Raw genomic sequence first — 16,625 nt, 5'->3', positions numbered from 1 at the left:
TCCAGCTGGGCCGCAAGGGGCAGCGCTGACCGCTCCTGCTGCCCCCGCGGCCGCTCAGCTGGTGCGCTCGGGCACGACCTTGCTGACGATGTGCTCGGCGATGGCGAGGGACGCCGTGGCGCCCGGCGACGGCGCGTTGCGCACATGCACCACCCGGCCGTGGTGCGACAGGACGAAGTCGTCGACCAGGCTGCCGTCGCGGGCGACGGCCTGGGCGCGCACGCCCGCCGGGCCGCGCACGACGTCGGCGGCGCGCAGCTCGGGCACGTAGCGCCGGGCCTCGGCGACGAACGCCCGCTTGCTGACGGTGTGCAGCATCTCCTTCGCGCCGGTCTTCCAGTGCGTGCGGGCCATCTTCTGGAAGCCGGGCCAGGCCAGGGTGCGGCGCAGGTCGGCGCCGCGCACGGTACTCACCGAGTAGCCCTCGCGGGCGGTGGCGAGCACGGCGTTCGGGCCGACGAGGATCTCCCCGTCGATGCGCTTGGTCAGATGGATGCCGAGGAACGGGTAGCGCGGGTCGGGCACCGGGTAGATCAGCCCGCGGACGAGCTCGCGGCGCTGCGGGCGCAGCAGCCAGTAGTCGCCGCGGAACGGCACTATCTGCGGCGAGGCGTCCTCGCCGGTGAGGGTCGCGACCAGGTCGGACTGCAGGCCCGCGCAGGCGATGAGCAGGTCGAACGGGCCGACCTGCTCGGTGACGGCCGCCACCCGCCCGCTGTCGCGGGCGGCGAGCTCGTGGTTGCCGTTGGGCCGGGCGTGCGCGCTGCCGGAGACGGTGAGGCGCAGGTGCACGCCGTCGGGGCGCTCGTCGACGCCGACGACCTCGGCGTTGGTGCGCACGGCGCCGCCGGCGGCGACGATCTCCGCGCGCAGCGCCCGGGCCACCCCGGGATAGTCGACGATCGCGGTGGTCGGGGAGTGCAGCGCGGCGACGCCCCGGGCGTGCGGCTCGATCTCGCGCAGCTCCGCGGCGTCGAGCATCCGGGTGCCCGGCACGCCGTTGGCCTGCGCCCGCTGCTCGATCGTGGCGAGCCGCTCCAGCTCGCTGTCGTCGACGGCGACGACGACCTTGCCGCACTCCTCGTAACGGATGGCGTGGGCGTCGCAGAACTCCCGCAGCAGGCCGACGCCGCGCCGGCACAGCGTCGCCTTCAGCGAACCGGGGACGTAGTACAGCCCGGCGTGCACGACGCCGCTGTTGCGGCCGGTCTGGTGCTGGGCGACGTCCGGCTCCTTCTCGAAGACGGTCACCGTCGCGCCCGGCTCGACCTGTCCGAGCCGGCGCGCCACCGCCAGTCCGAGAATGCCTCCGCCGATCACCGCGATGCGACCCGCCACACCTGCCCCCTGTCCTCGTCGAGCCGACGCTACCGGACCAGCCAGATCAGCCGAAGAAGTGGCCGGGCGGGTGCGCCCGGTCGGTACGCGAACGAGGCGTGCCGCGCAGCGCGTCGGTGAGCGTCCGGGCCGTGTTGACCAGTGGCACGTGGCTGAACGCCTGCGGGAAGTTCCCCGTCATCCGGCCCAGCCGCGGGTCGTACTCCTCGGCGAGCAGGCCGACGTCGTTGCGCAGCGCCAGCAGCCGTTCGAACAGCTCCTGGGCCTCCTCTACCCGCCCGGACAGGGCGTAGTTGTCGGCGAGCCAGAAGGTGCAGGCCAGGAACGCGCCCTCGCCGGCGGGCAGACCGTCGACCGCGCCGTCCTCCGCGGTCGGGTAGCGCATGACGAACCCGTCCTCCATCAGCTCCCGCTCGATCGCCGCGACCGTGCCCTTCACCCGCGGGTCCGTGGCCGGCAGGAAGCCGACGAGCGACATGTACAGCAGCGCCGCGTCCAGCTCCTGGGAGCCGTAGTACTGGGTGAAGGTGCCCCGCTCGGAGTCGAAGCCCCGCGCGCAGACCTCGGTGTGGATCTCGTCGCGCAGCGCCGACCAGCGCTCCACCGGGCCGGGCAGGCCCGACTCGACGATGCCGCGCACCGCCCGGTCCGCCGCGACCCAGGCCATCACCTTGGAGTGGACGAAGTGCCGGCGCGGGCCGCGGACCTCCCAGATGCCCTCGTCGGTCTTGCGCCACCCGGTCTCGAGGAAGTCCATCAGCTTGGTCTGCAGCGGCCAGGAGTCATCGCCCTCGGCGCTGGCGATGGTCTGCCCGGTGGGCAGCACCAGCCCGCCGACGGCGTGTCGGCGGTTGGCGACGGCGACCCGGGCGACGTGCAGGGCGTCGAGGACCTCGCCGTAGACGTCGAGCTGGAACTGGTCGACGGCCGCGTTGCCGACGCGCACGGGGGAGGAGTTCTCGTAGCCGGACAGCCACGGCACCTCGTACTCGGGCAGCCGGCGCTCCCCGCCGACGCCGTACATGATCTGGACCCGCGACGGGTCGCCGGCCACCGCCCGCAGCAGCCATTCCCGCCAGGCCGTGGCCTCGCTGGTGAAACCGGCGTCGAGCAGGGCGAGCAGGGTGATCGTGGCGTCGCGCAGCCAGCAGTAGCGGTAGTCCCAGTTGCGCACGCCGCCGATGTGCTCGGGCAGGGAGGTGGTGACGGCGGCGACGATGCCGCCGGTCGGGGCGTAGGTCAGCGCCTTCAGCGTGATCAGCGAGCGGCGCACCGCCGGCTGCCACTGCCCGTCGTAGGTGCAGCCGGCCATCCAGTCCGACCACCACGCCTCGGTCAGCGTGATCATGCGGCGGACGTCGTGCGCCGGCGGCGTCGTCGCGTGCGAGGGCGTCCAGGTCAGCGAGAACGGCACGGACTGGCCGGCGGCGACGTGGAACTCCGCGTAGGTGGCCATGTCGTGCCCCTCCATCGGGGCGGTCGTGCGCAGCGTGACGGCCTCCGGCCCGGCGATGGCAGCCATCGTGTGCTCGTCGACGCGGCGCACCCACGGCACGATGGAGCCGTAGTCGAACCGGAACCGGGTCTCCGAGCGCATCCGCACGGCACCTTCGAGGCACTCGACGAGACGCAGCACCGTGTGGGTGCCGGCGTGCGGGAACATCGCGTCGACGATGCGCACGGTGCCCGAGGCGGTGGTCATGTCCGTCTCCAGCACCAGGGTGTCGCCGCGGTAGCGGCGGCTGACGCCCAGTACCGGCTCGACCGGCGCGATCTTCCAGTGGCCGTCGTCCTCGTCGCCGAGCAGCGCGGCGAAACAGGACGGCGAGTCGAACCGGGGCAGGCACAGCCAGTCGATCGAACCCGTGCGCGACACGAGCGCAGCGGAGTGGGTGTCGCCTATCAGGGCGTAGTCCTCGATCAGGGATGGCACGGCCGGTTCCTCACTTCTGGTCCGCTGATATGTCGTGTCTGCTGGTAGGTCGTGTCTGCTGGTAGGTCGTGTACGCCGGGCGGGCGCGATTGCCGAAAGCTCCGGAGCCACCGTCGCCGGTGCCGCCGGGGAATGGCCCGTCACTGGGCCGGATCTCGTGCCTGGGCGCCACCGGACGGCGGTGTTCCGGGTCGCCGGACACCCGCGCCGCAGCGCACTGGGCCTCACAAAGGGACTCACCATACGGACTGCCGCGGCCAGCTACGTTGGGGGTCCGGACTTCGGGGTGGTCCACCCGTAATCCGGACCAGATTTCCTTCCCTGACGTGACAGGAATCACAAAGTGTCTACTTCGTGGCGCACCGCCACCGCGCGCGCAGTGCGTTACCTGACCGATCCGCGCCGCCGCATGCCGGTGATCCTGATCAGCCTCGCGGCGCTGGGGCTGATCGCGTTCGGGGTGTTCGCGACGATCAGTGGGCCGCCGCCGCAGCAGCAGGCCGTGGTGTATTTCGACCCGGCGGCGACCGTGGCGCAAAAGGCCGCGGCCCGCACCGCGTGCCCGTCGGTCGGCCAGGCCATCCAGTTGCCGCCCGACCGCAACAACCTCGCCATCAACCGGGCCTACCCGCTGCGCTACGACGTGGCGAAGGCGTCCACGCAGGATCGGGCGGCGGTCTACGCCTGCGTCAGCCGCCAGCCCGGCGTCGTCGGCATGAGCCAGGAGACCCAGGGCCAGTAACGCGACCCCCAGCGCGGGCCGGGACGCGGGTCAGGGCCCGGCGGCCGGTCGGCCGGGCCCGGTGCTTTCCGTGTGTTCCGCGCTTTCCGTGTGTTCCGCCTGCTGGCGCCGCTCGATGAGCTCGGCCGGCGTGGGCTGGCCGGCGGCGCGGGCCTGCCGCGCCTGCCACAGGCTCACGATCATCGTGCTGAGGACGACCAGGCCGCTGAAGATGATGCTCCCCCCCGACCACGGCGACGACGCGGGCAGCGTGTCGACGACGATCCACACGACGCCCGCCGCCACCATGGCGAGGCCGAACAGGATCGTGAACACCGAGTACAGCGGCTTCGCGGCCGCCTGGTCGGCGAGGTCCGCGGCCTTCTGCCGGGCCTTCTCGAACCGGCTGCGGGCCCACTCGTACTCCAGGCTCAGCACGAAGAAGCCGAGCGCCACCACCAGGAACCCCGGTCCGGGCAGCACGAGCATCGCGATGCCGACGCCGAGGATCACCACGCCCAGCACGGTCACGACAATCCGGCGCAACAGCCGGGTACCTGCGTTCAACACCTCGCGCGACTCTCCCCTGCGTACGGCGGCGCGGGACGCCGCGCGGCCGACCACCCGGCCGGGGCCGCGAGGACTGGGCGTGGCGGTCGGCGCCGGGAACCCGGTGTCTCGCGGCGCCCCTCGGACCGGTGAACCCGACTGCGGTCCCAGCGCAGCCGGACCCCGCCGAAGCGGGTGATCGTGACGGGCGTCAGCTCTCCTACCCCGTAGCAACGCCGAACACCGCCCATTCGTGGCCGCCATCCCCGGTCGGCATCGTGACCTGGACCGCTTCCGGCCGTCAGCGGCGGGCGGGGGACAGGCAGGCCGTCGCGGAGCCGCCACGCAGGTACTGTCGTCCCTCCGCCGCGGACAGCGGCCGCGCGGCCAGCGAACAGGCCAGGCCCGGCCACTGCCGCTCATCGGTGTTCCACAGGACGAGGTCGGTGCCGATGTGGGAGATCAGCGCCCGGCCGTCCGCCCGGAACTGCACGCGGAGCGCGAAATGGTCAGTCCGGTCGTCGCCGTAGCGCAGGGGCCTGCCGATGGGGCGCCGGCTCGCGACGTCCCAGAGAACGATCGTGTCGTCCTCGCTCGCGGAGGCCAGCACTCGTCCGTCGGCTCGGAACGTCAGCCCCCACACCTGGTCGGTGTGGGCCCGGAGCTCGGCCAGCATGGCGTGCGCGGACGGGTCCCACAGAATGATTTTCTGGTCGTCGCTGCCGGTGGCCAGGGTGGCACCGTCGGGGCTGAAGGCGAGAGCGGGCACGCGCAGCCCATGGCCGATCAGCGGTGCCGCGAGACGCCGCCCGGTCATGACGTTCCAGAGCGTGACCGTGGCGTCTTCTCCGCCGGCGGCCAGGACCGCCCCGTCAGGCCGCAATGCCATGCCGGCCAGCGGCGTCGTGTGGATCTGGCGGATGAGGCTGCCGTCAGCCACGGATCGGATCTCGAAGCCGGCGCTGGTGGCCACGACGAGGACGCGCCCGTCGGCGCCCGCGGCGAGATCGACGACCTGCCCGTTCCCGGTGCCGCGCCAGCTCGCGCGCGGCACGCCGGTGACGTCGAGCAGGCGGCCCGCGCCGGTGACGTACCCGACGATCAGCCGCTGCCCGCGCGGCGTCCAGGCCAGCGCGCTCACCGGCGGACCGCCCTCGACGACGACCCGGATGACCGCGGCGGTCCGTGCGTCCCGCAGTAGCAGCCGGCCGGCGTAGTCGGCGCTCGCGAGCAGCCGGCCGTCCGGGCTGTAGACGGCGGCGCTGACGGCGGCCTGATGTCCGACCAGCGCCCGCGCGAGCGTGGGATGGCCGGTCACGTCCCACAGCGCGATCGTTCCGTTGCGTCCCGCCGTCGCGACCACACCCGCGTCGGACGTGGCCAGGCCAAGGATCGCGTCCTGCTGTCCGGCGAGGAAGCGGGCCCCGGGCGTCTGGAACGTCCCGTCCCAGACGCCGAGGGCCTGGTCGGTACTGGCGGTCAGCAGCAGCGGGCCGGGCGCGACCCCGGTCGTGGGGTCGGGACGCTGCTGCAGATAGGCGATGGCGGTGAGGTCGCGGCGATGCCCGGACATCGGGTCGGAACGTGGGCGGGCGGCCGCGGTGTCCCAGAGGTGGACCGCGCGGTCGTCCGCGGCCGCGGCGAGGGTCCCACCGTCGGGGCTGAACGCGAGCGCGGTGATCCGGGAGGACGCGCCGACCGGGGCGGGGGCCGTGCGCCGGTCCGGTTCGACCAGCGACAGCGTGGTGACCATCCCCGCCGTGTCGCCGACGGCGAGCGACTGCCCGTCCAGCGTGAACGCCAGCGCGGTGACCGGGCGACCGGCCGGCGGCCAGGACCGGATGAGCGCGCCGTCGTCCACGTTCACGACGAGGACGTCGCTCGCGTCCGTCGCGACGGCGAGCGTCCGCCCGTCCGGCGACGGTGTCGCCACGGACACCGGGTGTCGCAGGCCGCCCGCCTGGTGGGCGGCGAACGTGTGCAGGTCCCACACGAGCAGCCGACCCCGCAGGTCGACACTTGTCATCCGGGCCGCCGCGCCGTCGACGCCGATGCCGACGACAGGCGCGTCGTGCCCGGCCAGGGGCCCGGTGACCAGCTGGCCGGTGGCCGGGCGCCACAGGCTGATCGAATGGTCCTGGGACGCGGTGGCGAGCAGGTCGCCGGCCACGTCGACGGTGAGGGCGCCGGACGCCGGCGAGGTGGGCCGCAGGACGCGGACCAGCCCGGGGGTCTGCGCCACCGTGTTGAGCAGGCTGCCGCGGGCCTCGATCGTCGGCGAGATCGCGTTGGCCTCGACCGCGAGCACCGCCGCGAGATCCGGCCGGCTGGCGCGCAGCTCGTCCGCCTGCGCGGCGAGCTGCACCGACCGCGTCAACGTCCGCTGGCGGTCCGCGTCCCGCTTCTGACTCTGGGCAATCAGTCCGAACGTGGCCCCCACCAGCGCCGCGATGGTCAGCACCACCGTCGCGCCGATCGCCAGGCGAACACGTTCGCGGTGGCGACGGCGCTCCTCGCGCACAAGCCGCTCCTGCGCTTGGACGCGTTCCCGCGCCGCGACGCTCGCGGTGAGGAAACGGGACTCCGTCCCGGTCAGATCACCGGGATGGTCCTGCGACCAGGCGAGCAGGACAGCCAGACGGGTTCCGCCGAACAGCAGGCCCGGCTCCTCGCCGGCGGCAACCCACTCCTTGGTCGCGCCGGTGAGCTGCTCGCGCAGCCGATGCCCCGCCCGGTCGTCGTCCACCCACGCCCGCAGGACCGGCCAGTGCCGGATGAGCGCCTCGTGCGTGATCTCCAGGGTGGCCGCGCCGCCGGTCGGCTCGGTGCCGGCGGTGAGCAGGCGCGCGTCGACCAGCACGCGGATCACCTCGGCGACCTCCGCCGGGCCGCCGGAGGTGGTCACCAGCTCCGGCGGGTGCAGGCGGCGCCGGGTGTCGCCGGTGCCGTCGCCGACCGCTGTCAGCCGCAGCAGGACGCCGCGGGCGGCGCGGCGCTGGCTCTCGGTGAGGCCGGCCAGGATCCCGTCGGCATGCAGTGCCAGCGAACCATCGACGCGGCCGATCTCCCGATAGGCCGCGAGGGTCAGGACACTGCCCGAGCGCCTTTCGTACAGCCGACGCAGGGCGTGCTGCATCAGCGGCAACGCGCCGGCCTCGGTGCCGGCGTCGTCGAGAATGGTCTCGACCAGCGTCGCCGAGAACTCGAGCTCGCACAGCGCGGCCGGTCCCACGATCGCCTCGCGCAGCTTCTCCCGTTTCATCGGCCCCAGTAGGAACTGCCTCGCGACGAGGAGTCCGGACAGGGCGGGAAAGTCGGCGGCGCGGGAATAGAAGTCCGCGCGCATCGTGAGCAGAACCCGGACGGGTCCGCCCTCGACGGTGGCCGCGTGCGCGAGACTCGCGACGAACTCCGCCGCTCCCAGGCCGGCCGTGAGTGCCTCCTCGAACTGATCGACGACCAGCAGGACGCCGCCGGGCGCGGCCGGCCCGGCCAGCATCGTCATCAGCCGCAGGTGGAGGGTCTCCGGGCTGGCGGCGAGCTGGTCGCGCAGCGCCAGCGGATCGAGGGCCGGCATGTGGGCCGCCATCGTCGCTGCCAGGGTGTCGAGCGGCAGCGCGCCGGGGCGCAGCACCAGCACCGGCCATCGGTGCGAGCCGGGCAGTGCCCGCGCGGCCAGCGCGGGCAGCACGCCGGCGAGCGCGAGCGAGGACTTCCCGCTGCCCGAAACGCCGACGACCGCGACGAACCGACCTCCGCGCAGCACCTCGAGGACCCGCTGAGTCTCGGCGGCGCGGCCGAAGAAGAAACGTGCTGACTCCTGGTCGAAGCCGGTCAGACCCGGATACGGGCTGATCCCGGTGCTGTCCGCGGGCCGCCGCGCGCTCGCCCGGCCGTCCTGGGCGAGGGTGCCGTCGACGGCGTCGCGCAGCGCGAGACCCGTCCGGTGCCCGAGGCCCGTCCGCAGATCGAGCCAGGCCCGCGACCGCAGGAACAGCGGCATGGTGGTCTCGTCGAACGGGGTGACGACGCCGGGAAGGAGCACCGGGAAGACGCGGAACTCGGCCGGCCTTTCGACCGTCCTGATGAGCGCCGCCCGAAGTTCCTCACGTTCCCAGCGGCCGAACCCGGCCGGCCCGACAAGAATGGCGCACGACCGGCTGGACGACAGCGCCGCCTCGATGTTCGCCTGCCAGAGGTCGCCCGGCGCGATCTGCCACCGGTCGAACCAGACAGCCATCCCGGCGTGCCGGGCATGTGCCGCGAGCTCGGCCACGAGATCGCCATCATCTCGGTTGTAGGACAGAAAGACGTCGAACCGGTCGGGATCGATGCGCCTTTCCGCCGCTGGACCTGATGTGGCCGTCAAGGAGTGATCGTGACGGTCTTGTACAGGGGTTCGGGAAGGTTGAGGCTGTTCCCGTCATCGCCAGCCGTGAGTTCGAACGTACACGTCACCTGGGCTGCGCCGGCGAGGTTCGCATAGCCGTGTAGTCTGTAACTGCGCAGGAGTCCGGCGCTGTCTCTCGTCGCTGTAAAATCGGGGTAGGTGGCCTCCTTTCGGCGTTCCCCATGCGCATCGAGTTCGCAGGGGCCCGCGGTGACCCTGACCGCCGCGGCAAGCGACCCGCTGGCGCGCGCGACGGTCAGGTAGAAGTCCTCGCCGCTGCTGGTGTCCGGTCCCTGCCAGGTGTAACGGGTAACCGCGCTTTCGAGCGTGAATTCGACACTTCTCGTGACCGGTGGAAACGAATCGTTGCCAGCCTGGGAAATCCTGATCAGACACTTTCCGCGGCCCACGATCGGCACCACACCGTTCGGCTGGACCGTCTGGCAGGCCTGCTGGGCGCCGCCGACCTCAACCCGCTCGTAGGTGAGCGGGAGCCCCGAACTTGCCCGTGCGTTGAGAGCGACGGTCATGCCGTACTCGAAGGGCCTCGTCCTCGGCGTGTCCACCAGAATCTGCTGCGACCCGCCGCCTCCGCCTCCGCCACCGCCACCGCCTCCACCGCCACCGCCTCCACCACCACCGCCGCCTCCGCCGGTGCTGCCACCGCCGCCTCCGCCGGTACCTCCGCCGGTACCTCCGCCGGTACCTCCGCCGGTACCTCCGCCGGTACCTCCGCCGGTACCTCCGCCACCGCCGGTTCCGGTGCCGCCCGTCCCGCCACCGCTGTCTGTCCGGCTACTACCGCCGGTGCTTGCGCCGGGGCTTCCGGAGGTGTCTCCGGGGGTGCCTCCTGGGGTGCCTCCTGGGGTGCCCGTCGCACCGCCGGGATTCTGTCCGGAAAGCTCTGTCGCGCTCGGGCCGGAGACGACGGACGTTGTCGCCTCCAGGGCTGCGCCGCCGTCTGGTGAGGAGCCTGTTCCGGCGCCGGCGCATCCGCCGACCAGGCCGGCGAGAAGTCCGGCCAGCGGGATCGAGAGCAACAGGCGGGCCGTCCGTCCCGGTCGGATTCCCGTCGTCGGTCCGTGCGCTAGCAGCTCATGGCCAGGGCGAGCCGACAAGGGGGAACTCCGTGGACGCCTCAGCTGGCGGCGCGGGTCGGTCCGTCGGGGTTCGTACGCCGTCCCGCTCGTTGGTTCCCGCCGGTGACGCCTACTTCTTTGAACTCCATCTGAACGGACGACGGACATACTTCTACCCCCGTGAAGCCGGGCCCCGAACGCCGATCCGGCGCTCCCGGATGATGCGTCATGAAGTGTAGCCGCGGGTGAACCGCGGAGGTAAGTCAACTGTCGGCTCGCCGCGTTCATTCGGTCCGCGTGGCCGTGCCCGTGCCCGTGCCTCATCGTCCTGGCCGCGGTGGATCGGCCGGCCGGTGACGCGGGGTCGCCAGAATCATTCTCGACCTACGGCGCATGTTGACGAACAGGGCGGTCCGACGATCCGCTCGTCGCCCGGCGACCGTCTCGGTGGGATGTCGGTCGGCGCGGACAGGGTTACCGGACGGTGCGGTGCCGGCGCAGGAGGTGCGATTGTTCGTCATGGATAAATCGGGCATCTGGTCGCGGAAAGCGAAGATCGGGTCGCCTCTGCTCTGCGTCGATGGGGATTTGTCGTGCCTCATTTTGACGGAGGATGACCGTGGCGCGGATCGGGGCTGGATGTTCGTCTGTGCGGCGCGGACGGGCGGTCGGTCGCCGGCGCTCCGACGGCGCGCGCGAGGAGAGCCGAGCCCCGCTGTCCTCGCTGAGAGTCCGGTCCGTTTCGTAGGGGTGAGGCCAGGCGGCAGGCGGGATCACCACGAACGATGGTCGGGCGTGGGGCGTTGGTTAGGGTGACCAAAGGTGGTTCACCAGGGCTTCCTGCCGGTGAGCAGGCACGACGGCGTGCGGAGAGGGTTGGCTGTGGACATCGAGGAGACGGCTCTGCCTGGGATCGGGCTGCGCCACGACTTCCAGACCCGCAGCGGACGGCGGATCGGGGTGGTGTCCCGTCATCACGGCCGGCGTGACCTGGTGCTGTACGACGCGGAGGACAGCGACGCCGTCGGCGAGTGCGTCACGCTGACCGCGGAGGAGAGCGACGCGCTGTCCGAGCTGCTCGGGGCGCCACACATCGTCGAGAAGCTGGCGGACATCAGCAGTGCGTTCGCCGGGCTTGTCGGCGATCAGATCGCGATCGACCCGAGCTCGCCGTACGCCGGGCGGCCGCTCGGCGACACCCGGGCCCGCACCCGCACCGGCGCGTCCATCGTGGCGGTCGTGCGTGACCAGGTCGTGCACGCCTCCCCGCGGCCCGACTTCAGATTCGACGCCGGCGACATCGTGGTCGTTGTCGGGACCCCGGAGAACACCGCGTCCGTCGCGGCGTTGCTCCGCAACGGTTGACGAGCCGGACGGCCATCGCGAGTGCATTCGACGACAAACATCTTCCTCGAGCTCGGGGGGGTCCTGTTCTCCCTGGGCATCCTCGGGCACCTCGCGCTGCGGGTCGGCATCTCGCCGATCCCGCTCTACCTCCTCGGTGGCCTCGCCGTCGGCAAGGGCGGCCTGATCTCGCTCGGTGCGAGCGAGGAGTTCATCCAGGTCGGCGCGGAGATCGGTGTCGTCCTGCTGCTGCTCACCCTCGGCCTGGAGTACACGGCCACGGAGCTGCTCTCCGGCCTGCGCAGCAACGCCCGCGCGGGCGTGCTCGACCTGGTCCTCAACTCCGCCCCCGGGATCATCGCCGCCTTCGTGCTCGGCTGGGGCCCGGTGGCGGCCGTCGTGCTCGGCGGGGTCACGGCGATCTCGTCGTCCGGCATCATCGCGAAGGTGCTCGGTGACCTCGGCCGGCTCGGTAACCGGGAGACCCCGGTCGTGCTGTCCGTGCTCGTGCTCGAGGACCTCGCGATGGCCGTCTACCTGCCGGTGCTCACCGCGCTGCTGGCCCACCAGACGGTCGCCCGCGGCTCGCTGACCGTCGCCATCGCCCTCGGCCTGCTCGCCGTGGTGCTCTGGCTCGCGCTGAAGCACAGCCCCAAGGTCACCCGGCTGGTGTTCAACCCGAAGGCGGACCGCAACGACGAGATTCTGCTGCTGCGGGTGCTGGGCCTCGCGCTGCTCGTCGCCGGGCTCGCCCAGCGCATGCAGGTGTCCACCGCGGTCGGCGCGTTCCTCGTCGGCATCGCCCTGTCCGGCCCGGTCGCCGAGGGCGCGGCGGAGGTGCTCAGCCCGCTGCGGGACCTGTTCGCTGCGGTGTTCTTCGTCTTCTTCGGCATGCAGACCGAGCCGGCGGAGATCCCCTCGGCGCTGCTCGCCGGCTCCCTGCTGGCCCTCGCCGGCGTCGTCACGAAGGTGATCACCGGCTGGTGGGCGGCGCGCTCCGCGGGGATCGGCACGATGGGCCGGTTCCGGGCCGGCGCGGCGCTCGTCGCCCGCGGCGAGTTCTCCATCGTCATCGCGGGGCTCGCGGTCGCCGCCGGCATCGAGCCCAGACTCGGCCCGCTCGCCGCCTGTTATGTGCTGCTCATGGCCATCATCGGCCCGTTGGCGGCGCGCTTCGTCGAACCGGTCACCCGGGCCTGCCGGCGGCGCCTGGCCGCCCGCACCTGACCGGCGCACCGGCCTTCCTGCCCGGGGACCCCCGCGCCGGGCGCGATGTTTGGCAGGATGCGGCCCATGACCGGTCTCCTCGAAGGTAAGCGCATCCTTGTCACCGGCGTCCTCACCGAGGCGTCCATCGCGTTCAGCGTCGCCCGCATCGCCCAGGAGCAGGGCGCGCGGGTCGTCCTCTCCGGCTTCGGCCGGGGCCTGTCCCTGACCCGCCGGATCTCCCGGCGGCTGCCCACCGAGGCCCCCGTCGTCGAGCTCGACGTCACCGACGAGGAGCAGCTCGCCGGCCTCGCCGAGCGGGTGCTCGAACACGTCGACGGCCTCGACGGGGTGCTGCACGCGATCGGTTTCGCGCCCGAGTCGGTCCTCGGCGGCAAGCCGTTCGTCGAGGCCGCCTGGTCGGAGGTCGGCACCGCGCTGCAGGTCTCGACCTGGTCGCTGGCGTCGCTGACCCGGGCCACGCTGCCGTTGTTCGGCGAGAAGGCGTCCGTCGTCGGGCTCGACTTCGACGCCTCGGTGGCCTGGCCGTCCTACGACTGGATGGGCGTCGCCAAGGCCGGCCTGGCGTCGGCCGCCCGCTACCTCGCCCGCGACCTCGGCCCGCGGGGGGTGCGGGTGAACCTCGTCGCCGCCGGGCCGCTGCGGACGATGGCGGCCAAGAGCATCCCGGGCTTCAGCCAGTTCGAGGAGGTCTGGGACGGCCGGGCGCCGCTCGGCTGGAGCGTGCACGACACGACGCCCGCCGCCCAGGCCTGCGTCGCGCTGCTGTCGGACTGGTTCCCGGCGACCACCGGCGAAACCGTCCACGTGGACGGCGGCGTGCACGCCGTCGGCGTCTGACCCGACGGGGTGACGGCGGCCGCGGGTCAGCCCTGCGCGGCCTCGTCGACGAGGTCCAGCGCGGTGCCGATGATCGTGTCGACCGGCACGGGGGCGGCGGCCGGCCCGGTGGGCGGGGCCGTGCCGGGCGGCGGCGCGGCCGATCCGAGCGTGGAGATCGGATCGCCGTGCACGCCGGCGAGGAAGCTCAGCGTCCGCGGGTCGCCGTCCACCACGGTGACGATCGGGCCGCGACGCTGCGCCGGGAACAGCTCGGCGAGCAGCGCGTCCGACCCCTCGGCCAGTCCGCGCCGGGCCTGCAACGCGTGGAACACCGCGTTCGGCGAGGTCAGGCACACCACGCTGACCTCACGGCGCAGCCCGGCCCGCAGCCGCGCCGCCGCGTCGAGCACCTCCGGCATCACCGGGCCCACCCCGACCAGGGTGACGACGGCGCCGGGACCGCCGTCGTGCAGCCGGTAACCGCCCGCGAGAACCAGCGCCTGGCGCCGGCGCAGCCCGTCGGGGTCCACGGGCAGCTCGGCGAGGCGCTGGTCCACCGGCCGGGCGGACAGCCGGATCAGGCTGGCCGCGCCGTCGAGACGGGCGAGGCGGCCGAGGCCGGCGAGCAGACACCAGGCCAGGTCGGCCGCGAACGCCGGCTGCCAGGTCGCCGCGACTGCCGTGGGCACGCCCTCGCCGCCGCTCCAGACCAGCGCCCTGGCCGCCGGTTCGAACCCGGTGTCGGCCACCGCGAGGACGCTGCGCGCGTCCGCCTCACAGGCGGCGAGCCAGCCCGGCAGCATCCGGCCGGCGGACGCCTCGTCGGCGACGCCGATCGGCAGCAGCGGCAGGCCCTGGCGGCTCCACGCCACCCCGAGTGAACCGAGCACCCCGCCGAACGCCGCCGCGGACAACCCACCGGCGACGTGTCGTCCACTGGGCCGCCCGTCCGCGGTCGCGCCAGCCTGACCGGTGTCGCCACCGTGGCCGGAGCTGCCGGAGCTGCCGGTGTGGTTGATGGGGCTGGCGTGGCCGGCGTCGCCGCCCGCCGGGGGCAGCGGTCGCGGTGCGGCCGGCTCCGGGGCGGTGCCGGGATCAGCCGATGACCGGCCCGCCGCAGCCAGCCAGCCGGCCAGCACCGGGTCGGCCGCCCGGGTGCTGATCGTGACCACCGCCGCGGTGGCGTGCGGCGCGAGCCCGGGCAGGTCACGCAGCAACGCGCCGAACGCGTCCTGGGTGGAGATCCAGTTCGGGAACGCGCGCCCCGCCTGCGCCGGAACCCGCGCCGGAGCCCGCGCCGCGACGGGCGCCCGGTCCAGATACCGGGCGACGTGCCGGGCGAGCCGACGGGCCCCGGAACTCCACGGCAGCGGTTCGAGATCCGCGCGACCCGGCCGCAGCGCAACGGCGCCGTCCGCGGCGGCGACCACGCCAGGTTCCCGCCCGGCCGGCGCCCCGAGGGCGCCGACGTGCGGCGGCTCGCCGCCGGCCAGCCTGCCGGCGGCGAGTTCGTCGGCGGCGAGTTCGTCGGCGGCGCGTTCGTCGGCGGCGCGTTGGTCGGCGGTGAGTTCGTCGGCGGTGGGCACCTCGTCGGGGCGGGGCTCGTCATCCGGGGTGAGGCGGTCGTCGGTGTAGGCGAACAGGACGGTCGGCCGGTCGGCGACGACCTCGTCGAACGCGTCGATGAGCAGGGGGATGTCGTGGCCGCCGAGGTCGCACAGGCAGGCGAGGATCTCCTCGTCGCTGAGCGTGTCCAACAGCCGGCTGATGCCGACGCCGGTGGCGCCCGGCCCGGCGAGCTGGCGGCGCAGCTCCGTGCCGCGGGCGTGCAGCAGCTCCCGGTACTGCGCCGGGGTGAGCTGGTCCAGGCGGGCCCTCAGCGCGTGGCCACCGGGTCGCTCGAGCAGGGCCGCGAGCCGCCGGCCGAAACGCACCGAGAGCACCTGCCACCCTGCGGCCTCGAACATCCGCGCCGCCCGGGCGGGCCCGCCGACACCCCCGGGCCCGCCGACACCCCGGGCCGCCTCCCCGCCGGGGCCGGCCGCCCCACCGGCGGCGATCCCGCCACCGGCCACCGTGACCACCCAGAACAGCTCGCCGAGATGGGCGACCCGCTCATCGGTGATCGTTTCCCACACCGCCGGGTCACGCAGCTCGGCGAAGTCGACCAGGCAGATCTGCCGGCCCCTGGGCGCGAGGTCGAAGCGCTCGCCGGCGAAACGCCGGGCCAGCGCCGCCCACACCGTTCCGCTCGGCCCGACGTTGCCGGCGCCGAGCATCCGCAGCGGGCCGGGGTTCGGCGCGGCGTCCGGCCGGGACCAAGCGTCCAGCGTGGTGCCGGGCCGGGCCGCGCCGTCGGCGCCGTCCGCCGCCCGTGCGTCCTCGAGCACCTGATGGACGGCGAGGACGAGAGAGGCGGCATGCGGGGTCACGCTGACCCGGTCCTCGGCGCGCAGTGCGTCGAACCACAGCACGGTGGCGACGCTCGCCGCCGCCGCGGCACCCGCCCGGTCGCGCCGGGCGGCGGCGGCGGAGCGCCGCCCGGACCGCACACCCGCACCGATGATCCCGGCGGCGGCGACGCGCAGTCGCTCGTCGAGGGTCGCCAGCGCCGCGAGGTCGAGCACGCCACCCGGCGGCCCCGGCACCGGCGCGCCGTCGACGTCGCCGGGAGGAACCTGGTGGCCGTTCGGCAGGCCCGCGGCCTGTGCGGTCGCGCCGCTGGGTGAGCTTCTGGCAATGGTCGGGGTCACCATGGCGTCGTCCCTTCCCGGATACGGGGACGACGTGTCGCGCGGTGCGGTGCGCTCCGGCACACGGTCGTCGGCTGCGTCGTCGTGACGGATGGCGCCGTCGCTGGTGGGGGCGTCGCGGCTGGCGTCGGCGGTGCCGTCGTGCGTGGTGCCGTCGTGCGTGGTGCCGTCGAGGGGACTGCCGTCGAGGGGGATGCCGGCAGACAGGGCGCTGTCTGGTCCGGCGTCGTCGGGTCCAATGGTCAACTCCCCCCGACCGGTGTATCCGTGTGGAGCGTCGGCCGGTCGTGCATCCGGCCTGCGCATGCTCGGCCTCCGTCCCATGACGAGGACCTCCCCATGTCCGGACGTGTCAGGCTGGCCGGAGGTTGCGCCGTCAGCCGGATCCGCGATGACGTGCACCGCGTGTGGCCAGCCCGGCAGGTTCCGGCCGGGCTCCCGTCCCGCCCGACCGTCCCTCGGAGCGATG

Annotated in this window: 10 protein-coding genes; 4 read left to right on the top strand and 6 right to left on the bottom strand. The window is 73.6% G+C overall.

The features are described from left to right. Positions 1-54: 54 nt before the first annotated feature. Both MXD60_RS09675 and MXD60_RS09670 read right to left on the bottom strand, forming a co-directional pair. A complete protein-coding gene (locus MXD60_RS09675; protein WP_248818667.1) occupies positions 55-1,338 on the bottom strand; it encodes an L-2-hydroxyglutarate oxidase in 1,284 nt (427 codons plus the stop codon). A 46-nt stretch (positions 1,339-1,384) separates the two neighbouring features. After that, a complete protein-coding gene (locus MXD60_RS09670) occupies positions 1,385-3,271 on the bottom strand; it encodes a glycoside hydrolase family 15 protein (protein ID WP_248818666.1) in 1,887 nt (628 codons plus the stop codon). A gap of 343 nt (positions 3,272-3,614) precedes the next feature. Between MXD60_RS09670 and MXD60_RS09665 the strand changes: the two genes are divergently transcribed. Continuing rightward, the gene (locus tag MXD60_RS09665; RefSeq protein ID WP_248818665.1) at positions 3,615-4,013 is read left to right on the top strand and encodes a hypothetical protein; all 399 of its coding nucleotides are present in this window, start codon (positions 3,615-3,617) and stop codon (positions 4,011-4,013) included. Positions 4,014-4,043: 30 nt separating this feature from the next. On the opposite strand, the gene MXD60_RS09660 is transcribed toward MXD60_RS09665, so the two are convergent. From MXD60_RS09660 to MXD60_RS09650, 3 genes are all read right to left on the bottom strand, one after another. Further along, the gene (locus MXD60_RS09660) at positions 4,044-4,562 is read right to left on the bottom strand and encodes a PGPGW domain-containing protein (RefSeq protein ID WP_248818664.1); all 519 of its coding nucleotides are present in this window, start codon (positions 4,560-4,562) and stop codon (positions 4,044-4,046) included. A 280-nt stretch (positions 4,563-4,842) separates the two neighbouring features. Further along, entirely contained in the window at positions 4,843-8,910 is a 4,068-nt protein-coding gene (locus MXD60_RS09655; protein ID WP_248818663.1) for an nSTAND1 domain-containing NTPase, read from the bottom strand. Next, complete coding sequence (locus tag MXD60_RS09650) at positions 8,907-9,461, bottom strand: hypothetical protein (protein ID WP_248818662.1); 555 nt, start codon at positions 9,459-9,461, stop codon at positions 8,907-8,909. Before MXD60_RS09650 ends, MXD60_RS09655 begins: the two co-directional genes overlap by 4 nt. A 1,431-nt stretch (positions 9,462-10,892) precedes the next feature. Here MXD60_RS09650 and MXD60_RS09640 point away from each other — a divergent pair. The 3 genes from MXD60_RS09640 to fabI all read left to right on the top strand — a co-directional run bounded on the left by MXD60_RS09640 (position 10,893) and on the right by fabI (position 13,421). Continuing rightward, positions 10,893-11,375 (top strand): cation:proton antiporter regulatory subunit, encoded by a 483-nt coding sequence (locus MXD60_RS09640; RefSeq protein WP_248818685.1) that lies wholly within the window; start codon positions 10,893-10,895, stop codon positions 11,373-11,375. A gap of 21 nt (positions 11,376-11,396) precedes the next feature. Further along, positions 11,397-12,581 carry a cation:proton antiporter gene (locus MXD60_RS09635; protein WP_248818661.1) on the top strand — a complete coding sequence of 395 codons (1,185 nt, stop codon included), beginning with the start codon at positions 11,397-11,399 and terminating at the stop codon, positions 12,579-12,581. 66 nt (positions 12,582-12,647) lie between these two features. Beyond that, positions 12,648-13,421, top strand: coding sequence for an enoyl-ACP reductase FabI (fabI, locus tag MXD60_RS09630; protein WP_248818660.1), 774 nt, complete (start codon positions 12,648-12,650; stop codon positions 13,419-13,421). A 26-nt stretch (positions 13,422-13,447) separates the two neighbouring features. On the opposite strand, the gene MXD60_RS09625 is transcribed toward fabI, so the two are convergent. Further along, the gene (locus tag MXD60_RS09625) at positions 13,448-16,402 is read right to left on the bottom strand and encodes a pyruvate dehydrogenase (RefSeq protein ID WP_308222419.1); all 2,955 of its coding nucleotides are present in this window, start codon (positions 16,400-16,402) and stop codon (positions 13,448-13,450) included. Positions 16,403-16,625 lie beyond the last annotated feature (223 nt).

The sequence above is a fragment of the Frankia sp. AgB32 genome, from assembly GCF_023243045.1.
In the GTDB taxonomy this organism is placed as follows: Bacteria; Actinomycetota; Actinomycetes; order Frankiales; family Frankiaceae; genus Frankia.
The sequence above is the reverse complement of the archived record's forward strand: the minus strand, read 5'-3'. Positions and strand labels throughout refer to the sequence as shown.